The organism is Pseudoalteromonas sp. Of11M-6 (genome assembly GCF_022347905.1).
Taxonomy (GTDB): domain Bacteria; phylum Pseudomonadota; class Gammaproteobacteria; order Enterobacterales; family Alteromonadaceae; genus Pseudoalteromonas.
The window spans coordinates 40,424-58,429 of the sequence record NZ_JAKRFW010000003.1 but is presented as its reverse complement, the minus strand read 5'-3'; the positions used below and the strand labels follow the sequence as shown (position 1 = coordinate 58,429).

Sequence of the window (18,006 nt, the reverse complement as noted above, 5' to 3'; positions counted from 1 at the left end):
ATCCCGTTAGTTGTCTTCTAAAGAATAAGGTAGAGGTTGAATAGTAAGACTCACCTCTGGTGAATTTTTTGCTCTTAGCACTGCGTCTTGTGGTGTGTCATTTGGCATCACAGCCAGCGCATAATAACGGCTGCTGTTAGCATCAAAGGTTTGTTGAATAACCTTGCCACCACGACGCCAGTTGTCTTCAATCTGCAGTTCAATGTCTGCCTCTTCGATGCGCTCTGCAGCATTGCCTGTCACTATGTACATGGCACGTTTGTTTTTACCAAGATAGCGCATCCGAGCTACGGTTTCTTGACCAGTATAGCAACCTTTCTTAAAGCTGATCCCGTTAAGGGCCTGAAGGTTAACCATTTGTGGTACAAATTCGTCCACGTGATCTGCATCAAGGCTTGGCTCACCTGCTAAAATGCTGGCCGCAATAAACGGTGCTGGATTGCTTTGTTGTTCCACGTCCGCGGGTAAACTTGCGCCTTCGAATGCGATGAAAACAAAGCGCTCGTCTGCGAGTTTTAGCAGCTTGCCGTTGGCAACATCCACAGCGCTTGCGTCAGACGAAAGCTCAACGCCAAAGGCAGTAGCAAGCGCTTTACTGTCCTGAGTCATTAAGCCAAAGACTTCGCAGTCAGCAAAATCAATGTCAACTTTGGCAAAAACGCCGTACTTTTTTAGCTCACGAAGTGATGCTTCAGCTTCGGCTACACCTGCAAGCATTAAGTAGTCGTCTTGATAGCGAGTTAAGCGCGACACAGACCAAAGTTTGCCTTTAGGGCTACAATGCCCAGACCACATAAAATTATCTTCTTTGATAAGGTTAATGTCTTGAGTAACCTGACCGTGCAAATAGCTAAGTTTATCTTGTCCTGAAATGCGAATAACCTTGAACGGAAGCGCATAAGCACGAGCAATTGACATAATGTTGATCCCTATTAAAGTGTTTTCGTAATGTTACCGTAAAATCATAAGTGGAGATAGGGACGGACGATTTCAATGTGCCATTTCTATAAGTTTTATGGCATATGTCCTGCACAGTGGGTATAATTTTCTCAATAGTTTATGAGGGGTTAATCAGTTTATGGTTGAGTTACTGCCTAAAGCTCGAGTTAAATGGGCTTGCCGTCGTGGCATGTTAGAGCTGGACGTTATTTTAGAGCCGTTTGTTGAGCAGGCTTATGACGCGCTATCCGACGAAGGTAAGTACGTGTTTCAGCGTCTAGTTACCTGTGAGGATCCAGATTTATTTGCTTGGTTTATGGGTCATGAAGAATGTCCAGATCCAGAGCTAAAACGCATGGTTAAGTTAATCCTTGATCGGATCCGCGTATAGAATCGACTTTCAACACAATCTTCAGAACCACACCTTCTTTGTGGTTCTTTTTTCTTGCCTCGCTTTTATCCTTTTTCTGCTGTTTCCAACACTGTGGTGGTTAGTCGCAATCGTATTTGCCGTGACGGGTTATTGCAGTTGGCAAACTGTTCTATCTCGTACACCAAAGGCGGGTACTGTACTCTTGATCCCGGAGGAAAACTTCATTGAAATACAGTCGAAAACGATAAATTTCAAAGGGCAGCTTATTGGTGCGACCATATGGTTTGATAGTCAAATAGCGCTAAAAATCATGGATGCGAACCAAGCTAAGCAGCAGATATTTTTGACTCGACGGGCAATACCAGAAGCGGACTGGCGTTTACTTTGTCGCACCGTACTGCAAGCCAATTAGAAAAAGCAACGAGAGCATGGTGATAAAAATCAGCACATACTCTACATGCAAATATTATTATTTTGTCGGTGACAAAACGGTCGGTGTGGAGTTTTCAGCCATGTCAGGGAAGTCAATGGTGTAGTGCAGTCCGCGACTTTCTTTACGTTCTAACGCGCTGCGAATAATAAGTTCAGCTACTTGTACTAAGTTACGTAATTCGAGCAGGTTGTTACTCACTCTAAAGTTGGCGTAATAATCGTGGATCTCTTGCTGCAATAACTCAACGCGGCGTAGCGCACGTTCTAACCGTTTAGTTGAGCGAACAATGCCAACATAATCCCACATAAACAATCTAAGTTCATGCCAGTTGTGGGTGATAACTACTTCTTCATCCGAGTCGCTGACACGGCTTTCGTCCCAATCTGGTAACTTAGATGGCTCAGGACGATTATCGATTTTAGCTAAAATATCTTTTGCGGCAGCGTGGGCAAACACAATGCATTCTAACAACGAGTTACTCGCCATGCGGTTTGCGCCGTGTAGACCTGTGTAAGCCACTTCGCCAATTGCATATAAATTGTCGATGTCAGTACGACCGTTAAAGTCAGTCATAACACCACCGCAAGTATAATGCGCCGCTGGCACTACGGGGATTGGCTCTTTGGTGATATCTAAACCAACACTTAAGCACTTAGCATAAATCGTAGGGAAGTGCTCAATGATGAACTCTTTGTCTTTATGTGAGATATCCAGATAGACGCAATTTGCACCCAATCGCTTCATCTCATAGTCAATGGCACGGGCGACTACATCGCGAGGGGCAAGTTCTTCGCGTTCATCGAAGTCAGGCATAAAGCGTGTGCCGTCAGGACGTTTAAGCAGCGCGCCTTCACCGCGCATGGCTTCGGTTATTAAAAAGTTTTGTAGCTCAGGGTGGTATAAGCTGGTCGGGTGAAATTGGTTAAACTCCATGTTGGCTACACGGCAACCCGCACGCCACGCCATTGCGATGCCGTCACCTGAAGAAACATCTGGATTTGAGGTATACAAGTAAACTTTACTTGCGCCACCCGTTGCTAAAGCGACAAACTTAGCCGAGATGCTCTCAACTCTATCCGCTTTGCGATTGTAGACGTAAACACCTTTAATATCGCTTGAGTCACCATATTTATCTTTAATGAGATCGATGGCGTTGTATTGCTCTAATATATTAATTTTTGGGTGTAACTGTACTTGGCTAATTAATGTGGTTTGAACGGCTTTACCCGTTGCATCAGCTGCGTGCAATATACGACGATGTGAATGCCCACCTTCGCGGGTTAAATGAAAGCGCTCTTTCCCTTTGCTATCCACTTCCATATCAAATGGTACGCCTTGCTCAATCAGCCACTTCAAGCAATTTTTTGCATTTGAGGCGGTATAGTGCACCGCGTCGCGGTCACATAAGCCAGCGCCTGCCGCAAGTGTGTCTTCGACATGTGATTCGATACTGTCATTTTTCTTATCGAATACTGCGGCAATGCCACCTTGAGCATAAAGTGTGGAGCCTTCTTTTAACGCCCCTTTGCTTATCACGGTAACTTTACAGTGGTTTGCTAAAGAGAGCGCAAGAGAGAGTCCAGCAGCGCCACTGCCAATAATGACTACATCAGTATTGTGGTGAGTCGTATTTTTCATATTCGAAGATCTTTACTGTTTTTGCGTTTAATTCTGCTATTTATACCACATCTGCTATCATAGAAGGCAGAGAGTTTGTTCCGTTTAATGAGAATCATTTAGAACATTTTGTGTGACTGCTAATGGAATAATGCTAAAAAGCAGCCAAGAAACTAGTACGCAAAGATGGATGAATTCGTTTATTTTAAAAAAAAATACAAAAAAACAGAACTTTTTATTCAGTACTAAGTCAGAGTAGCTGTGAATGATGGCAACTAGATACGATTTAGAAAAGCAAAAAGAGGAGTACCGGCTCGAATGAGCGAGCAGGATTTAGATCTAGATATAGTTAAACGCGTTCAACAGGGAGATAAAAACGCATTCAACCTGTTAGTTGCCAAGTATCAAAATAAAGTCGCAGCGCTGATTTCTCGTTATGTAGCGAACCAAGGCGATGTGGCAGATGTGGCACAGGAAACGTTCATTAAAGCTTATCGAGCGTTGCCTAACTTTAGGGGCGAGAGCGCATTTTATACTTGGTTGTATAGAATCGCGGTTAACTGTTCAAAAAATTATTTGGTGGCGCTTGGTCGAAAGCCGCCAGCAAACGACGTAGATGCGGAAGAAGCTGAGTTTTATGATGGTGCAGACCAATTAAGATCGAACGCTTCACCGGAAAATCTATTGTTAAGCGACGAAGTGAAAGCAGTGATTTTCAAAACTATCGAGCGCTTGCCTGACGATTTAAAAACCGCAATTACTTTGCGTGAAATCGAAGGTATGAGCTACGAGGAAATAGCTGTCATTATGGATTGTCCGGTAGGTACAGTTCGTTCGAGAATTTTTCGCGCAAGGGAAGCGATAGATAACAATTTGAACCCATTAATAGGTGAGTCTTAATATGGCACAAGCTGAAAAACAAGTGACAGAAGATTTAACGACATCGCAAATTTTTGACGGTGATCTGTCACTCAACGCTGAAACTGATGTTCGTTTAGACGAACAAAAGTTTGCTCGGTATGCCTTGATTGGTGATGTAATGCGTAGTCAAAAGCAAGACACACCTTGCATTGATATCACCAGCAGCTTTGCAGCGGCACTTGAACAAGAGCAAACGTATAGCGAGCCGGCCGTTGAGCAAGTGAAAGAAACGACGCCGAAGAGCAATGTGATTGAGCTAAGTACATGGCGTAAGCCGTTTGCACAAGTGGCTATCGCGGCGAGTGTGTCATTGTTTGCTGTGCTTGGGGTTAATACGCTAAGCACTGACGCAACTTTACCTGCGGGCGATACGTTACAGTTGCAGTCAACTCCTTTTGCTGGAGGCGTTTCTCCTGTAAGCTTATCAACTGAGCCTGCGCTTGAATCAGCGGCTAAAGGCATTAGAGAGTTACAGCAGCAGCGTATTGGTGCATTGGTGCTAGAGCACCAAAGACAGTCACGCATGGCGTATGCACTGCAGCAATCAGGTGAAAACAACACCGCTGAAAAGCAAGAGGAAAAAGAGCAATAAATGAGAGCACTGTTAGTTGTAGTAAGTGTATTTTTCTCTAGTTGGCTGTGGGCAAATGAAAGCGTATCAGCCAAACAACTGCTAAAAGACATGGCCGAAGCGGTGCATCATAGAAACTTTGATGCGTCGTTTGTCGTGGTGAAAGGAAAATCTATGGAGCCTTACCGTTGGCTTCATGGTAACCAAGATGGGACTGAATTTGAGCTTTTAAGTTTGCTCAATGGTGCTGGACTTGAGATGATCCGCATTGGTGACAAAGTAACTTATTTTGAACCAAAGTCTGAGCCTTACACCATCCAAACAGATTCGATAGCAGGTCCTATTCCCGAAGTTTTGTTCAAAAATATCGACAGCCTCAAAGAAAGCTATGATTTTGTCTTAGGTGGAAAAGGTCGGATCGTTGACAGACCTGCTCAGCTTGTCAGGTTAGAAGCAAAGGACGACGCTAAATACAACTATTGGTTGTGGATCGATACCGAGTCATCTCTGTTGCTAAAATCCGCTTACGTAAACCAACAAGGCGAGTTGTTAGAGCAGCTTCAGCTTACCCATATCAGAGTGACTGAAACTCCTGCTGAGCAATTGTTAGAACTTTCACAAAAACAGTTTCCTGAAGCCGTATCTGGGTTGTTGAAGACACTTGAGAATGGCACAAAAAACAATTGGCAAATTGGTTGGTTACCTCAGGGCTTTGAGCTGCTAAAATCTGACAGACATAAGTTAGATTTAAATAATGAGCTGGCAGACTACTACTTGTTTTCCGACGGCCTTGTCGATATTTCGGTATTTGTACAACGTCCTTTACCGGGCCAGCGCCCAAGTGGAGCGCTTTCGTCAGGTGCGACAACGGTGTACGTACACAACACAGGTGCGTTTGACGTATCTGTAGTTGGAAATATTCCAGCAATGACCGCAAAAGCAATCGCTGAGTCTGTGAAAAGACCTTTATGATAGAACAAACTCTGACAGTTGCCGCCATAAAAGGCGCAACTGTCTACTTAGAAGCACAGCCAAAGCCCGCCTGTGAAGGTTGTAACGGCAAATGCGGCTCCCAAGTATTCGCCAAACTCTTTGGCACCCACAAAAAACAATTCCCTGTAGATTTGACGGAATCTGTCGAAATTGGCCAAAAAATTAAGTTGGCATTAGATGACTCTAATGTAGTGAAACATGCGTTTTATGTTTACATGATGCCATTGCTTTTTGCTTTTGCTGGCATGTTTATCGCAGCCCTCGTACTTGGTCTCAATGAACCTTTGCAGATACTTATTGCATTTACGAGTGCTGCACTCGGTTTATTTTTCGCCAGAGTCCAAGGGGATAAACTCAAACATCAGGTAAAAGTGATAAAAATTTACCCAATTAGCCTACCAATAACGCAAATAGATGGTGATTGTACTAAATAAAATGTAAAATCGAGGCCTTAATCTCTATTTGTGACTAACAGAAGTATTGAATCCAGTATATGAAGCATATCCGTAACTTTTCTATTATTGCCCACATTGACCATGGAAAATCGACGCTATCAGACCGCTTAATCCAAGTTTGTGGAGGTTTAACAGACCGCGAAATGCAGCAGCAGGTACTGGATTCGATGGACATCGAACGTGAGCGCGGCATTACCATCAAAGCACAGAGTGTAACGCTTAACTATCAAGCAAAAGATGGTGAAACCTACCAGCTAAACTTTATCGATACACCGGGACACGTTGACTTCACTTATGAAGTTTCACGCTCTCTAGCCGCTTGTGAAGGTGCGCTATTGGTTGTTGACGCGGGTCAAGGTGTAGAAGCACAAACACTAGCGAACTGTTACACCGCACTTGAGATGGACTTGGAAGTTATTCCGGTTCTGAACAAAATTGACTTACCACAGGCTGATCCACTTCGCGTTGCCGAGGAAATTGAAGATATCGTTGGTATTGAAGCATTAGAAGCAGTTCGTTGTAGTGCGAAAACGGGGATCGGCATTGATGAAGTGCTCGAAGTGATCGTACGTGATATTCCACCGCCAGAAGGTGAGCCAAATGAGCCACTACAGGCACTGATTATCGATTCATGGTTTGACCCGTACCAAGGCGTAGTGTCATTGGTGCGTATTAAAAACGGTGAATTAAGATCGGGCGAAAAGATTAAGATCATGTCTACAGAGCAAGCTCACCAAGTAGATAAGGTTGGTATCTTTACTCCTAAGCAGACCAATACCGGGGTGTTGAAAACAGGTGAAGTAGGCTTTGTTATCGCAGGTATCAAAGACATCCATGGTGCACCAGTTGGTGATACCATTACCATGGCTCGTGATTCTGCAACAGACCGTTTGCCTGGTTTCCAAAAGGTGAAGCCTCAGGTATACGCGGGAATGTTCCCAATTTCATCTGATGACTATGAAAACTTCCGCGATGCGCTTAATAAATTGAGCCTCAACGATGCATCACTATTCTTCGAGCCTGAAAACTCAACAGCACTAGGCTTTGGTTTCCGTTGTGGTTTCTTAGGTATGCTGCATATGGAGATTATTCAAGAGCGCCTTGAACGTGAATATGACATGGATCTTATTACCACAGCTCCAACGGTAATCTATGAAGTAGAAACTAAGCACGGTGTGGTGAAAATCGATAATCCATCGGATTTACCGCCAGTAAACGACATTATTGAAATTCGTGAACCAATTGTTGAAGCAAATATTCTCGTTCCGCAAGAGTATTTAGGAAACGTGATCACGCTATGTGTTGAAAAGCGTGGTATGCAGACCAAGATGACCTATCACGGTAAGCAAGTTGCGTTAACCTATGAATTGCCGATGTCAGAAGTGGTGATGGACTTCTTTGATAAGTTGAAGTCTACCAGCCGTGGTTTTGCATCACTTGATTACAACTTCAAGCGTTTTGAAGCATCAGACATGGTGCGTGTGGATATTCTGATCAATGGTGACCGCGTTGATGCACTTGCAATAATTGTTCACCGCGACGGTTCACAAACGCGTGGCCGTCAGTTAGCTGAAGCGCTGAGAGAATTGATCCCTCGCCAAATGTTTGATATTGCTATTCAAGCTGCAATTGGTAATCACGTCATTGCGCGTAGTACAGTTAAGCAGTTACGTAAAAACGTAATCGCAAAATGTTATGGTGGTGACGTGAGCCGTAAGAAAAAGCTACTGCAAAAGCAAAAAGAAGGTAAGAAGCGTATGAAGCAACTTGGTAACGTTGAAGTGCCACAAGACGCATTCTTAGCAATATTGAAAGTAGGTAAGTAACAGGAAATACAAATGGCAGGTTATTTTTCAATTTTATTGGTGCTACTCACGGTCGGTTCAGGCCTTATTTGGTTGATCGATCATTTGGTGTATGCACCAAAAAGACAAGCTAGGCTTGCTATTGCGCAAGGTGCGTCTGACACTCAGTTGGATGCCGACATCATTGCGGAAATCGCACCTGAACCTGCCATTGTTGAAAACGCGAAATCAATTTTTCCTATGATTGCCGCAATCACGATTTTCCGTTCGTTTATTTTTGAACCGTTTCAAATTCCATCCGGCTCAATGATGCCAACCTTATTGGATGGCGATTTTATTCTCGTGGAAAAATATGCTTACGGGATTAAAGACCCAGTGTGGCGTAGCAAAATCGTTGAAACGGGTACCCCTGAGCGCGGTGATATTGCGGTGTTCAAGTTTCCGCTAGACGAGCGTATTGATTTCATCAAACGTATTGTTGGTTTACCGGGCGACCATATTGTTTATCGCAATCGTCAGCTTTACATTAAACCTAAGTGTGAAGACGGGCAGAGCGAAGCAAACGGGTTGACGTGTGGCGAATATAACAAGATTGATGTAGACATTGTAAATCGTGACGAGTTTACGCAAGGTCCAATGCAGTTAGTGCGTCTAACCGAGCATTTGCCAAACGTAGAACATGATATTTTAATTAATCCTGAAGTGTTAGAGTTAACAGATCGCTACTATCAACAACCAGGTACTCGCCGCGATGAGTGGGTAGTACCAGAGGGAAGTTATTTTGCGATGGGTGATAACCGTAATAACAGCCAAGATAGTCGTATGTGGGGTTTTGTACCTGATGAAAACTTGGTTGGAAGAGCGGTATTTATTTGGTTAAGTTTTGATTTTGATAATGGCCCAGACAGCATTTTGCCAGGGTGGGTTCCAACTGGTGTTCGTTTTGAACGCCTAGGTAGTATTCAGTAAAAATGAAAAGAAACGTAGAAGAACTTTATAATAAAATAGGGTACAACTTCTCTGATAAGGCGCTGCTTGAGCAGGCTTTGACGCATCGCAGTCACAAAGGCCAGCACAACGAGCGTCTCGAATTTTTGGGCGACTCTATTTTAAGCTTTGTGATTGCAAATGCTTTGTATCACAAGTTTCCAAAAGCGCGTGAAGGTGATTTAAGCCGCATGCGTTCAACGTTAGTGCGTGGTCAAACTCTGGCGGAATTCGGTGTGGAATTCGCGTTGGGTGATTATCTGCGCCTAGGTCCAGGTGAGCTGAAGAGCGGCGGTTTTCGCCGTGAGTCGACGCTCGCAGATGCAGTAGAAGCCATAATTGGTGCCGTTTTCTTAGACTCTGACATCGACGTGTGTAGAGATTTGGTACTAAGTTGGTACGAATCACGCTTAACAGCGATTTCACCTGGTCATAATCAAAAAGACCCGAAGACGCTGCTGCAGGAGTATCTACAAGCTCGAAAATTACCTTTGCCGGGCTACACTGTAATAGATACCAAAGGGCAAGCTCACAACCAAACATTCACGGTCGAATGTATAGTGGAAGGGATGGAAAGTATAATTTCAGTAGGCAGCTCGCGACGTAAAGCTGAGCAAAAAGCTGCCGAAAAAGCGCTTAAGATATTAAAGAATGACGCTTGATACACATTGCGGCATGATTGCCATTGTCGGTAGACCTAATGTAGGTAAATCGACACTATTAAATAAATTGGTTGAGCAAAAGGTAAGTATTACCTCGCGTAAACCACAAACCACTCGTCACCGCATCATGGGGATCCATACAGAGGGTAACTATCAAGCGGTGTACGTTGATACACCAGGACTTCATATTGAAGAAAAGCGTGCAATTAACCGCTTAATGAACCGAGCAGCATCAAGCTCAATCGGCGATGTTGAACTGGTTATTTTTGTCGTAGAAGGGACGCATTGGACGCCTGATGACGAAATGGTACTGGCTAAAGTTAAAGACAGCGGTCGTCCTATCTTGGTGGTGATGAATAAAACCGATCAGGTAAAAGATAAAGACTTGTTGATGCCACATATTCAGTGGTTGAGTGAACAGGGGGATTTTATCGGGATCGTACCTATCTCTGCGAAGCAAGGTAAAAACGTTGATATGATCAGAGAAGAAGTGCACAAGCGTTTACCTGCGTGTGAATTCTATTTCCCTGAAGATTATGTTACCGATCGCTCGATGCGTTTTATGGCGGCAGAGATCGTGCGTGAAAAGTTGATGCGCTTTATGGGCGATGAGTTACCGTACTCGGTGACGGTAGAGATCGAACAGTTTAAGTGGCAAGACAACGGCGTTTGGCAGATCAACGCGTTGATCCTTGTTGAGCGCGAATCGCAAAAACGCATGGTGATCGGCAACAAAGGCGAAAAGCTCAAAGTTATCGGTCGCGAAGCGCGTAAAGATCTTGAGAACATGCTAGACAACAAGGTCTATCTCGAATGCTGGGTTAAAGTGAAATCTGGCTGGGCAGACGACGAACGTGCTCTTCGTAGCTTAGGGTACGGAGAAGACTGATTGGATAGCGACTTTCGACAGGCCTATCTGTTACATCGCAGACCTTACAGCGATTCTCAGGTACTGCTTGACGTGCTGGTCGAAGGCGTTGGACAACTTAAAATGCTTGCCCGAGTCAAGGGCAAGCAATCCCTCAAACATAATGCCCAGCTGCGGCCATTTTCATTACTTTTACTGCAATATGCAGGCAGATACGATTTTAAATACCTAAACCGTTTTGAACCCACAGACAACCAAATCCAACTCGTTGGGCGGCAGCTATATTGTGGTTTGTATCTCAATGAATTAACGCAACGCGTGGTACCAACCAACGAACCGCTAGAGCAGATCTTTGCGCTCTATCAGCTACATTTAATGCGTTTGGCCCAAGATGAAGATGTGGAACCTATCTTACGTAGCTTTGAGTTGCAATTGTTAGGTGAGCTGGGTTTCGGGGTGGAACTGGAATTTGACGCTGAAGGTAATCCAGTGCGGCCAAAAGCCGCGTATAAGTACGTATCTGAGTACGGTTTTATTGCAGTCGGTCGTGAACCTGATACGATACCGGGCAGTATGTTATTGGCCATTGCCAATCAAGATTTCCAAGACCTTGCCGTGAGAAGAGCGGCTAAGCTATTAACACGAAAATTAATGGCGCCGCTGGTTGGTAAGCAAGGGCTGAAAAGTAGAGAACTATTTATTTCAAAGAAATAATACCAATTTAATCAAAAGTATAAATCGGTAAATTGGTATCGCAGTAATAGGTGGGTGATCCACTTGCTACGTCATATTATCAAGGGATAAACGATGAAAGATATTTTACTCGGCGTCAACGTAGACCATATTGCAACGCTTCGTCAGGCGCGAGGCACTAGCTATCCTGATCCTGCACATGCAGCTGCAGTAGCTGAGCACGCAGGTGCCGACGGCGTTACTATTCACTTACGTGAAGACCGTCGCCACATTCAAGATCGCGATGTTTACGTGATGGCAAAAACCATCCAAACACGTATGAATCTAGAAATCGCAGTAACTGACGAAATGCTCGACATCGCTTGCGAAGTAAAACCTGAATATGTTTGCCTAGTGCCAGAAAAGCGCGAAGAGTTAACCACGGAAGGTGGCTTAGACGTTGCGGGTAATCTTGATAGGATCACAGCGGCAACTCAGCGTCTAGCTGATGCAGGTATTAAAGTAAGCTTGTTCATTGACGCGGACAAAAAGCAGCTAGATGCTGCAAAGCAAACCGGTGCGCCTTACATTGAGATCCACACTGGTGCTTATGCGGATGCTGAGAGCGACACCGAAATGAGCGCTGAGCTTGAACGCATTCGTGAAGGCGTTCAGTATGCCCATGGCCTAGGTCTTATCGTTAACGCTGGTCATGGTTTGCATTACCATAACGTTAAACCGATTGCACAAATGCCAGAAATCTACGAACTTAACATTGGCCATGCCATTATTGCTCGAGCGGCAATTGATGGGCTGGAAAAGGCAGTACGAGATATGAAGCGTTTGATGTTAGAGGCGAGACAAGCATAACGCTTAGTGGTAAAGAAAACGAAAGGGCTGTGTAGCCCTTTCTTTTTGCCTTGTAATCGAGTTAATACAGTTGGTATCAAAATGAAAAAAATGGTGTTGGTCTTTGCAAGTTGTGCCCTTGCACCACAACTTAGCGAAGCGACAGAGAACAACGAATTTGAAATCATCACTACTACGGCATCCAGATTGGCTGAGACGGCAGGAGAGCGTCCTGTAAGCCTCTCTTTGCTAACAGAAGCTCAATTAGATGATACAGGCGTCACGCATATCGAAAAGGCGTTGAGGCTCGTTGCTGGCGCAAATGTACAACATGGTAATGGTCAAGAGTATCTACCTGCATTGCGCTCACAAGTGCTCTCTGGTGCAGGCGCATGTGGCGGCATTTTAATGGCTGAAGATGGTATTGCACTCAGAGCCGCAGGTTTTTGCAATATTAATGAACTCTTTGAATCGCACTTTGAAGCAGCTGAGCGTATAGAAGTGCTAAAAGGGCCAAACAGCGTATTGTATGGCTCGAATGCGGTGCATGGAGTGGTTAATGTGATTACTTCAAACAGCATTCAAAAAACACCTAGGGTAGCGTTAGATATCGGCTCCTATGGTTATAGCCGAACTCGGATACAAGCTGGCGATAAAGCCCTTGGCTTGGGCGCAGCGTTAACCCTTACAAAAGATACGGGTTATCGTGACGACGAAAGCGTTGAGCAACAAAAGTTGAGCGTCAAACACCAATATGAAGGTGAGAAGGTTGGTGTCGTATCTGGAATGACATACACCCACTTAGATCAGCAGACTGCAGGTTATGTAACAGGAGTGGACAGCTATAAAGATAAGCAATTGGCGAAGCAAAACGAAAACCCTGAAGCATTTAGAAAGGCAGAGTCATTTAGAGCTTGGACAGAAATAACGGGGCACTTTGACGATAGCAACACCGTGCTGATAAAACCTTATGTACGCTGGCAAGAGATGGAATTTGTTAAGCATTTCTTGCCGGGTAAGCCGTTTGAAGAAAATGGTCAAACTGGTGTGGGGTTGCAAACGCTTATACACACTGAATTAAGTGACTCAATACAATTAGATTGGGGAATGGATGCGGAATATACCCAAGGCGAGATGTTGCAGTATCAGCCTACGCCGACTGAAGGCTCTGCATTTTTGCGCTCAACTATTCCCACAGGAAAGCATTACGACTATGAAGTAGATGCAAGGCAACTCGCGCCTTTTGCAAATCTCAGTTGGCGACAGGGTAACTGGTTAGTTGAACTGGGCGGTCGTTTTGAGTCAATGAAGTACGATTATCGCAACTTTTTGCCTACTGGGCGCACCAAAGAAGATGGCTCGGTGTGTGCAATGGGAGGATGTCGTTATAGTCGCCCAGCCAGTGGCAAAGATAGCTTTGCATATTTTTCACCAAAATTTGGCCTAAGCTATGCTTTCACTGAGCGAGATATTGCCTATGTTAACTTGTCCAAAGGCTATCGCGCACCACAAAGTGCTGAGCTTTACCAATTGCAGCGAGAGCAGGTAAAAGCATCGCTAGAGGAAGAAAAGGCGGACAATATCGAGCTTGGCCTAAAAGGGAGTGCAGATAGTCTTGGCTATCAGGTCGCGATTTATGACATGGAAAAAGAAAATTTGCTCTTCCGAGATAGCGACTTTTTCTATATTAACGATGGTCGCTCAAGACACCGAGGTGTGGAGTTGGAGCTGAGTTATTCATTCACAGCACATTGGCAACTAGATCTTGCCGCAACGCGTGCTAAGCATACCTATGAACAAGATAATATTCTTGGTGGCATCAATATTAACGGCAACGATCTAGATTCAGCACCAAGGAACGTCATTAACGCCCAATTACACTGGCAAGCACTGGATAATCTCAGTTGGTCTTTAGCTTGGCATCATGTAGGAGAGTATTTTACTGACCCCGAAAATCTTCATCGTTATTCCGGTCACGATTTGCTGAGCTTACGAGGGAAGTGGCAGGTAAATCCGCATTTGGCGTTGACGATGAGAGTGAAAAATCTAACCGACGAACGTTATGCTGAGCGCGCCGATTACACTTCATTTAGTGGTGAAAGGTATTTTCCAGGAAGACCAAGAAACATTCTAGTGTCACTGGACTACCGCTGGTAATAGATGAAAAAGGGAGCAGAAAGCTCCCTTTGTGAAACTATCGTGATATTTAGTCGTCTAGTGAGCGAAGTAGTGCATTGATCCCAACTTTTTCGCGGGTTTGCTGGTCTACTTTTTTCACAATAATTGCTGCATATAGACTATGAGAGCCATCTTTGCTTGGTAGTGACCCTGGTACTACCACCGCACCAGCTGGTACGCGACCATAATGGGTTTCGCCTGTTTCACGGTCGTAAATACGAGTACTTTGTGAAATATAGACACCCATGGAGATAACTGCACCTTCTTCAACAATCACACCCTCGACAATTTCAGAACGTGCGCCGATAAAACAGTTATCTTCAATAATCGTTGGATTGGCTTGTAACGGCTCTAATACGCCACCAATGCCCACACCGCCAGATAGGTGTACGTTTTTACCGATCTGTGCACACGAGCCTACAGTTGCCCAAGTGTCTACCATAGTGCCTTCATCAACATATGCACCAATATTAACGTAGGACGGCATAAGTACCACGTTCTTACCGACAAAGCTGCCTTGACGCGCTACCGCGTTTGGTACTACGCGCATACCACCTTGTTGGAACTGCTCTGGCGTATAGTCTGAGAATTTTAATGGTACTTTGTCGTAAAACTGGTTAACGCCATCGCTCATTGGTTGGTTGTCACGAATTCTAAAAGATAGGAGTACCGCCTTTTTCAACCATTGATGTACGACCCACTCACCACTAATTTTTTCAGCAACACGCGCTGCACCTGAATCTAGCATTTCCAAAGCGTTGACAATCGCTTGTTTTACTTCGTCTGATACCGTGGTTGGAGTAATGGTATCGCGGTTTTCCCACGCGGTTTCAATAGTCGTTTTTAAATCAGACATAAATTCCTCGTTAATCTGTTTCAGCATTTAATTTTTTGAGTAGGGCGCGATGAAGCTCTGCTTTTTGTACTTCATCTAGAGCCTTGTAATCTTTGTTTGAGACGACGAAAAAGTCTTCTGCGCGTTCGCCGACGGTTGTAATGCGCGCGGCATGAATATGTAGTGAATAGGCCTGAAATACCTCAGCAATTTTAGTCAGTAACCCCGGAATATCAATGGCCTGAATTTCAATAAGGCTACGGTTTGCTCTAGCATGAGGGCGCAAGATAATTTTTGGCCTAATATTAAAATCTTTAAACTTCTGTGAGCGATTCTTTTTGACTCTGATTTTCTTTTTTGGGTCTTTTAAGAGCGTCTCTAAGCCTCTCCTGATCCCCGCTGCACGACTGGTGCTGAGTGGGTCGCCATTCACTTCTAGGATAACAAAACTAAAGACAACATAGCCATCTTTTGTGGTCATGACCTGAGCATGCTGGATCTGTGCTTTTTTAGAACCAATTACACTGACTAGTTTGGCGAATAGCGCCGACTCATAAGGACTGTATACGAATACTTGCGTCCCGCCATGCATGGGCTTGTTAGAGACGATCACGCTTGGCTGACTTAAATCATCAGACTGTAATAAGTGCTCAGTATGCCAAGAGATCTGCTGTTCACTAAAGGCAGTAAAATAATTGGCCTTAAAGCGTGACCAAATAAGGTCAATGTACTCTTCGAAGTAGCCCAAATTAATCAGTCGTTGCTTGGCTTGGCGTTTCTTATCACGGATCTGGTCGCGCATATCCATTGGGTTTTCAAGACCCAAGCGCAATGCCCGTTGAGTATGTAGATATAGCTCGCGTAAGAGGGTGTTTTTCCAGTCGTTCCAGAGGTTGTCGTTGGTGGCACGAATGTCGGCAACCGTTAAGCAATAGAGATAATCTAGCTGGCGTTCGTTTTTCACTTTTTGTGCAAATTCTGCAATAACATCGGGGTCGTTAATATCTTTACGTTGGGCTGTGACAGACATCAGGAGGTGATTTTGCACCAGCCAAGCTACCAATTTAGCGTCGGAAGCGGTAAAACCGTGCATTTTGGTAAATGCCATGGCGTCAACGGCACCAAGCTCGGAATGGTCGCCACCTCGACCTTTGGCAATATCGTGAAAGATCCCAGCCAAGTAGAGTAGCTCTGGTTTGTCCATGCGGGCAACAATCTCAGAACAAATCGGGAATTCACTAATATGCTCTTTATCGAAATAGCGGTAGATGTTATTGATGAGTTTATGGGTATGCTCATCTACCGTGTAGGCGTGAAACAGATCGAACTGCATTTGTCCAAAAATATTACGCCACTGCGGTAAATAGGCAGCGATGATCCCGTGTTTGTGCATCAGAGTAAACGCTCGTCCCATGCCATTAGGGTGTTTCAATAACCTTAAAAAAGCGTCACGACAGCCTGCGTAATCTTGCAAATCGCCTAATAAACGGCGTCTGACTTGGCGCATAGTACGTATGGTACTTGGGTCAATCTGATTAATTTTAGGGTTGTCTGCAATATGTTCAAAGAGGACAAACAAATTCTCTCGACGGAAAAAGACCGAGGGGTTTTTAACGCGAATTTTATTGCCAATACGCTCAAAGTTTCTGTCAAGTGGCACGGCTTCTTGTTCCAACTGCTCAGGAAGAATACTTTGTTCGAAATAGGAAAGCAGCATCTGGTTCATTTCGCGCACTCGGCTCATGATCCTAAATAAGCGTTTCATCATACGCTCGACCGAGGCTTTACCTTCAGAGCCAAAACCGAGGAGCTCTGCGGCATGTGGTTGATGGTCAAACAGTAAGCGGTTCTCACTGCGACCAGCGGCTAAGTGCAGTGCAAAGCGAATGTTCCACAGGTTTTCGATGCACTCTAACAGCTCTTGATATTCTTCATGGGTCAAATAACCGTGATTGATCAACTCTTCCAAAGTTTCAGCGCGGAAGTGTTTTTTAGCGACCCAAAAAATGGTTTGCAGGTCGCGCAGGCCACCGGGGTTTTCTTTAATATTAGGCTCAAGGTTGTAGGCGGTACCATGGCATTTTTTATGGCGAATATTCTGCTCATTGACCTTAGCGATAAAAAAGTCACTAGATTGCCAAATTGGGGTTTCAACAATATGTCGTTTGAGGCGTTCATATTCAATATGGTTACCACAAATGAGGCGGCTTTCCAGCAGGCTAGTGGCAAAGTGAACGTCATTTTGTTTTTGTTCTAGGACTTGTTCATGGGTTCTTACGCTATGACCAATATCTAGACCTAAGTCCCATAAATAAGTGACAAAACGCTCTAAGCAGCTGGTCACTTCTTCACAGGGAACGGATTTGGTCAGCACCAAAAAATCGATATCAGAGAACGGGTGTAACTCACCACGGCCATAACCACCAATGGCGATTAACGACAAGTCTGGTTGGTGCGCTAGCCCAGTTTCATTAAACAATTTAATCAACAATCGATCGATAAATTCGGCTCGAGAGTTAATTAGATTTCTAACGGGTTGCTTGGCAAATTGATTGCTTAACCATTTGTAGAAAAAAGCAAGACAATCACGGTAATCGGTAAGTTCTTGTGCTTCGTCAAGAAGCGTCTTCACTTTGTTCGGTAATGCCACTTAGGATCCTGTGTCATGCGCGCAAAAACAGTAGAGTCCTGTTTTACACTAAATAAATAAGAATTGCGAGTGACGAGGAGGTGAAGGGTCAAGGATTGGACAACTATCATCGTGTGTAACTGACATCTAAACCAAGGGGGGCTGTAATCGCTGTTGTGTGAGTTTTGCAATAAAAAAGCCAGCAATCTGGCTGGCTTT

At 44.4% G+C, this 18,006-nt stretch carries 17 protein-coding genes; 13 read left to right on the top strand and 4 right to left on the bottom strand.

Annotated features, from left to right (window positions below; all coding sequences use genetic code 11):
* Positions 1 to 6: 6 nt before the first annotated feature.
* Positions 7 to 918 carry a tRNA-modifying protein YgfZ gene (ygfZ, locus tag MHN32_RS02735; protein ID WP_239420835.1) on the bottom strand — a complete coding sequence of 304 codons (912 nt, stop codon included), beginning with the start codon at positions 916 to 918 and terminating at the stop codon, positions 7 to 9.
* 160 nt (positions 919 to 1,078) lie between these two features.
* Here ygfZ and MHN32_RS02730 point away from each other — a divergent pair, with 160 nt between their 5' ends.
* Complete coding sequence (locus MHN32_RS02730) at positions 1,079 to 1,330, top strand: succinate dehydrogenase assembly factor 2 (protein ID WP_010371260.1); 252 nt, start codon at positions 1,079 to 1,081, stop codon at positions 1,328 to 1,330.
* A 40-nt stretch (positions 1,331 to 1,370) separates the two neighbouring features.
* Positions 1,371 to 1,724: a protein YgfX gene (locus tag MHN32_RS02725; RefSeq protein WP_343224371.1), complete on the top strand. Its 354-nt coding sequence runs from the start codon at positions 1,371 to 1,373 to the stop codon at positions 1,722 to 1,724.
* Between the two features lie 57 nt (positions 1,725 to 1,781).
* On the opposite strand, the gene nadB is transcribed toward MHN32_RS02725, so the two are convergent.
* Positions 1,782 to 3,383 carry an L-aspartate oxidase gene (gene nadB, locus MHN32_RS02720; protein WP_102057120.1) on the bottom strand — a complete coding sequence of 534 codons (1,602 nt, stop codon included), beginning with the start codon at positions 3,381 to 3,383 and terminating at the stop codon, positions 1,782 to 1,784.
* A gap of 297 nt (positions 3,384 to 3,680) precedes the next feature.
* Between nadB and rpoE the strand changes: the two genes are divergently transcribed.
* The 11 genes from rpoE to MHN32_RS02665 all read left to right on the top strand — a co-directional run bounded on the left by rpoE (position 3,681) and on the right by MHN32_RS02665 (position 14,302).
* Complete coding sequence (gene rpoE, locus MHN32_RS02715) at positions 3,681 to 4,262, top strand: RNA polymerase sigma factor RpoE (protein ID WP_010371267.1); 582 nt, start codon at positions 3,681 to 3,683, stop codon at positions 4,260 to 4,262.
* Position 4,263: 1 nt separating this feature from the next.
* Positions 4,264 to 4,875: an RseA family anti-sigma factor gene (locus MHN32_RS02710; RefSeq protein WP_010606759.1), complete on the top strand. Its 612-nt coding sequence runs from the start codon at positions 4,264 to 4,266 to the stop codon at positions 4,873 to 4,875.
* A complete protein-coding gene (locus tag MHN32_RS02705) occupies positions 4,876 to 5,826 on the top strand; it encodes a MucB/RseB C-terminal domain-containing protein (protein WP_010606760.1) in 951 nt (316 codons plus the stop codon).
* Complete coding sequence (locus MHN32_RS02700; protein WP_010606761.1) at positions 5,823 to 6,281, top strand: SoxR reducing system RseC family protein; 459 nt, start codon at positions 5,823 to 5,825, stop codon at positions 6,279 to 6,281. Before MHN32_RS02705 ends, MHN32_RS02700 begins: the two co-directional genes overlap by 4 nt.
* A gap of 59 nt (positions 6,282 to 6,340) precedes the next feature.
* Complete coding sequence (gene lepA / locus MHN32_RS02695) at positions 6,341 to 8,128, top strand: translation elongation factor 4 (protein ID WP_239420833.1); 1,788 nt, start codon at positions 6,341 to 6,343, stop codon at positions 8,126 to 8,128.
* A 12-nt stretch (positions 8,129 to 8,140) separates the two neighbouring features.
* Positions 8,141 to 9,076, top strand: coding sequence for a signal peptidase I (gene lepB / locus MHN32_RS02690; protein ID WP_010371286.1), 936 nt, complete (start codon positions 8,141 to 8,143; stop codon positions 9,074 to 9,076).
* 2 nt (positions 9,077 to 9,078) lie between these two features.
* The gene (gene rnc, locus MHN32_RS02685; RefSeq protein WP_010371291.1) at positions 9,079 to 9,756 is read left to right on the top strand and encodes a ribonuclease III; all 678 of its coding nucleotides are present in this window, start codon (positions 9,079 to 9,081) and stop codon (positions 9,754 to 9,756) included.
* On the top strand, positions 9,746 to 10,645 hold the full coding sequence (era, locus tag MHN32_RS02680; RefSeq protein WP_010371295.1) for a GTPase Era: 900 nt from the start codon (positions 9,746 to 9,748) through the stop codon (positions 10,643 to 10,645). The genes rnc and era overlap by 11 nt, the downstream gene beginning before the upstream one ends.
* Positions 10,646 to 11,338, top strand: a complete 693-nt coding sequence (gene recO / locus MHN32_RS02675; protein WP_010606763.1) for a DNA repair protein RecO — start codon at positions 10,646 to 10,648, stop codon at positions 11,336 to 11,338. It begins immediately after the preceding gene.
* 93 nt (positions 11,339 to 11,431) lie between these two features.
* Positions 11,432 to 12,166 carry a pyridoxine 5'-phosphate synthase gene (pdxJ, locus tag MHN32_RS02670; protein ID WP_174170033.1) on the top strand — a complete coding sequence of 245 codons (735 nt, stop codon included), beginning with the start codon at positions 11,432 to 11,434 and terminating at the stop codon, positions 12,164 to 12,166.
* A gap of 81 nt (positions 12,167 to 12,247) precedes the next feature.
* The gene (locus MHN32_RS02665; RefSeq protein WP_239420832.1) at positions 12,248 to 14,302 is read left to right on the top strand and encodes a TonB-dependent receptor; all 2,055 of its coding nucleotides are present in this window, start codon (positions 12,248 to 12,250) and stop codon (positions 14,300 to 14,302) included.
* A 49-nt stretch (positions 14,303 to 14,351) separates the two neighbouring features.
* Here MHN32_RS02665 and dapD read toward each other — a convergent pair whose 3' ends face one another.
* Together dapD and glnD are read right to left on the bottom strand one after the other, a co-directional pair.
* Positions 14,352 to 15,179 carry a 2,3,4,5-tetrahydropyridine-2,6-dicarboxylate N-succinyltransferase gene (gene dapD / locus MHN32_RS02660; protein WP_039497128.1) on the bottom strand — a complete coding sequence of 276 codons (828 nt, stop codon included), beginning with the start codon at positions 15,177 to 15,179 and terminating at the stop codon, positions 14,352 to 14,354.
* Positions 15,180 to 15,189: 10 nt separating this feature from the next.
* Complete coding sequence (glnD, locus tag MHN32_RS02655; RefSeq protein WP_102057114.1) at positions 15,190 to 17,808, bottom strand: [protein-PII] uridylyltransferase; 2,619 nt, start codon at positions 17,806 to 17,808, stop codon at positions 15,190 to 15,192.
* Positions 17,809 to 18,006: the final 198 nt, after the last annotated feature.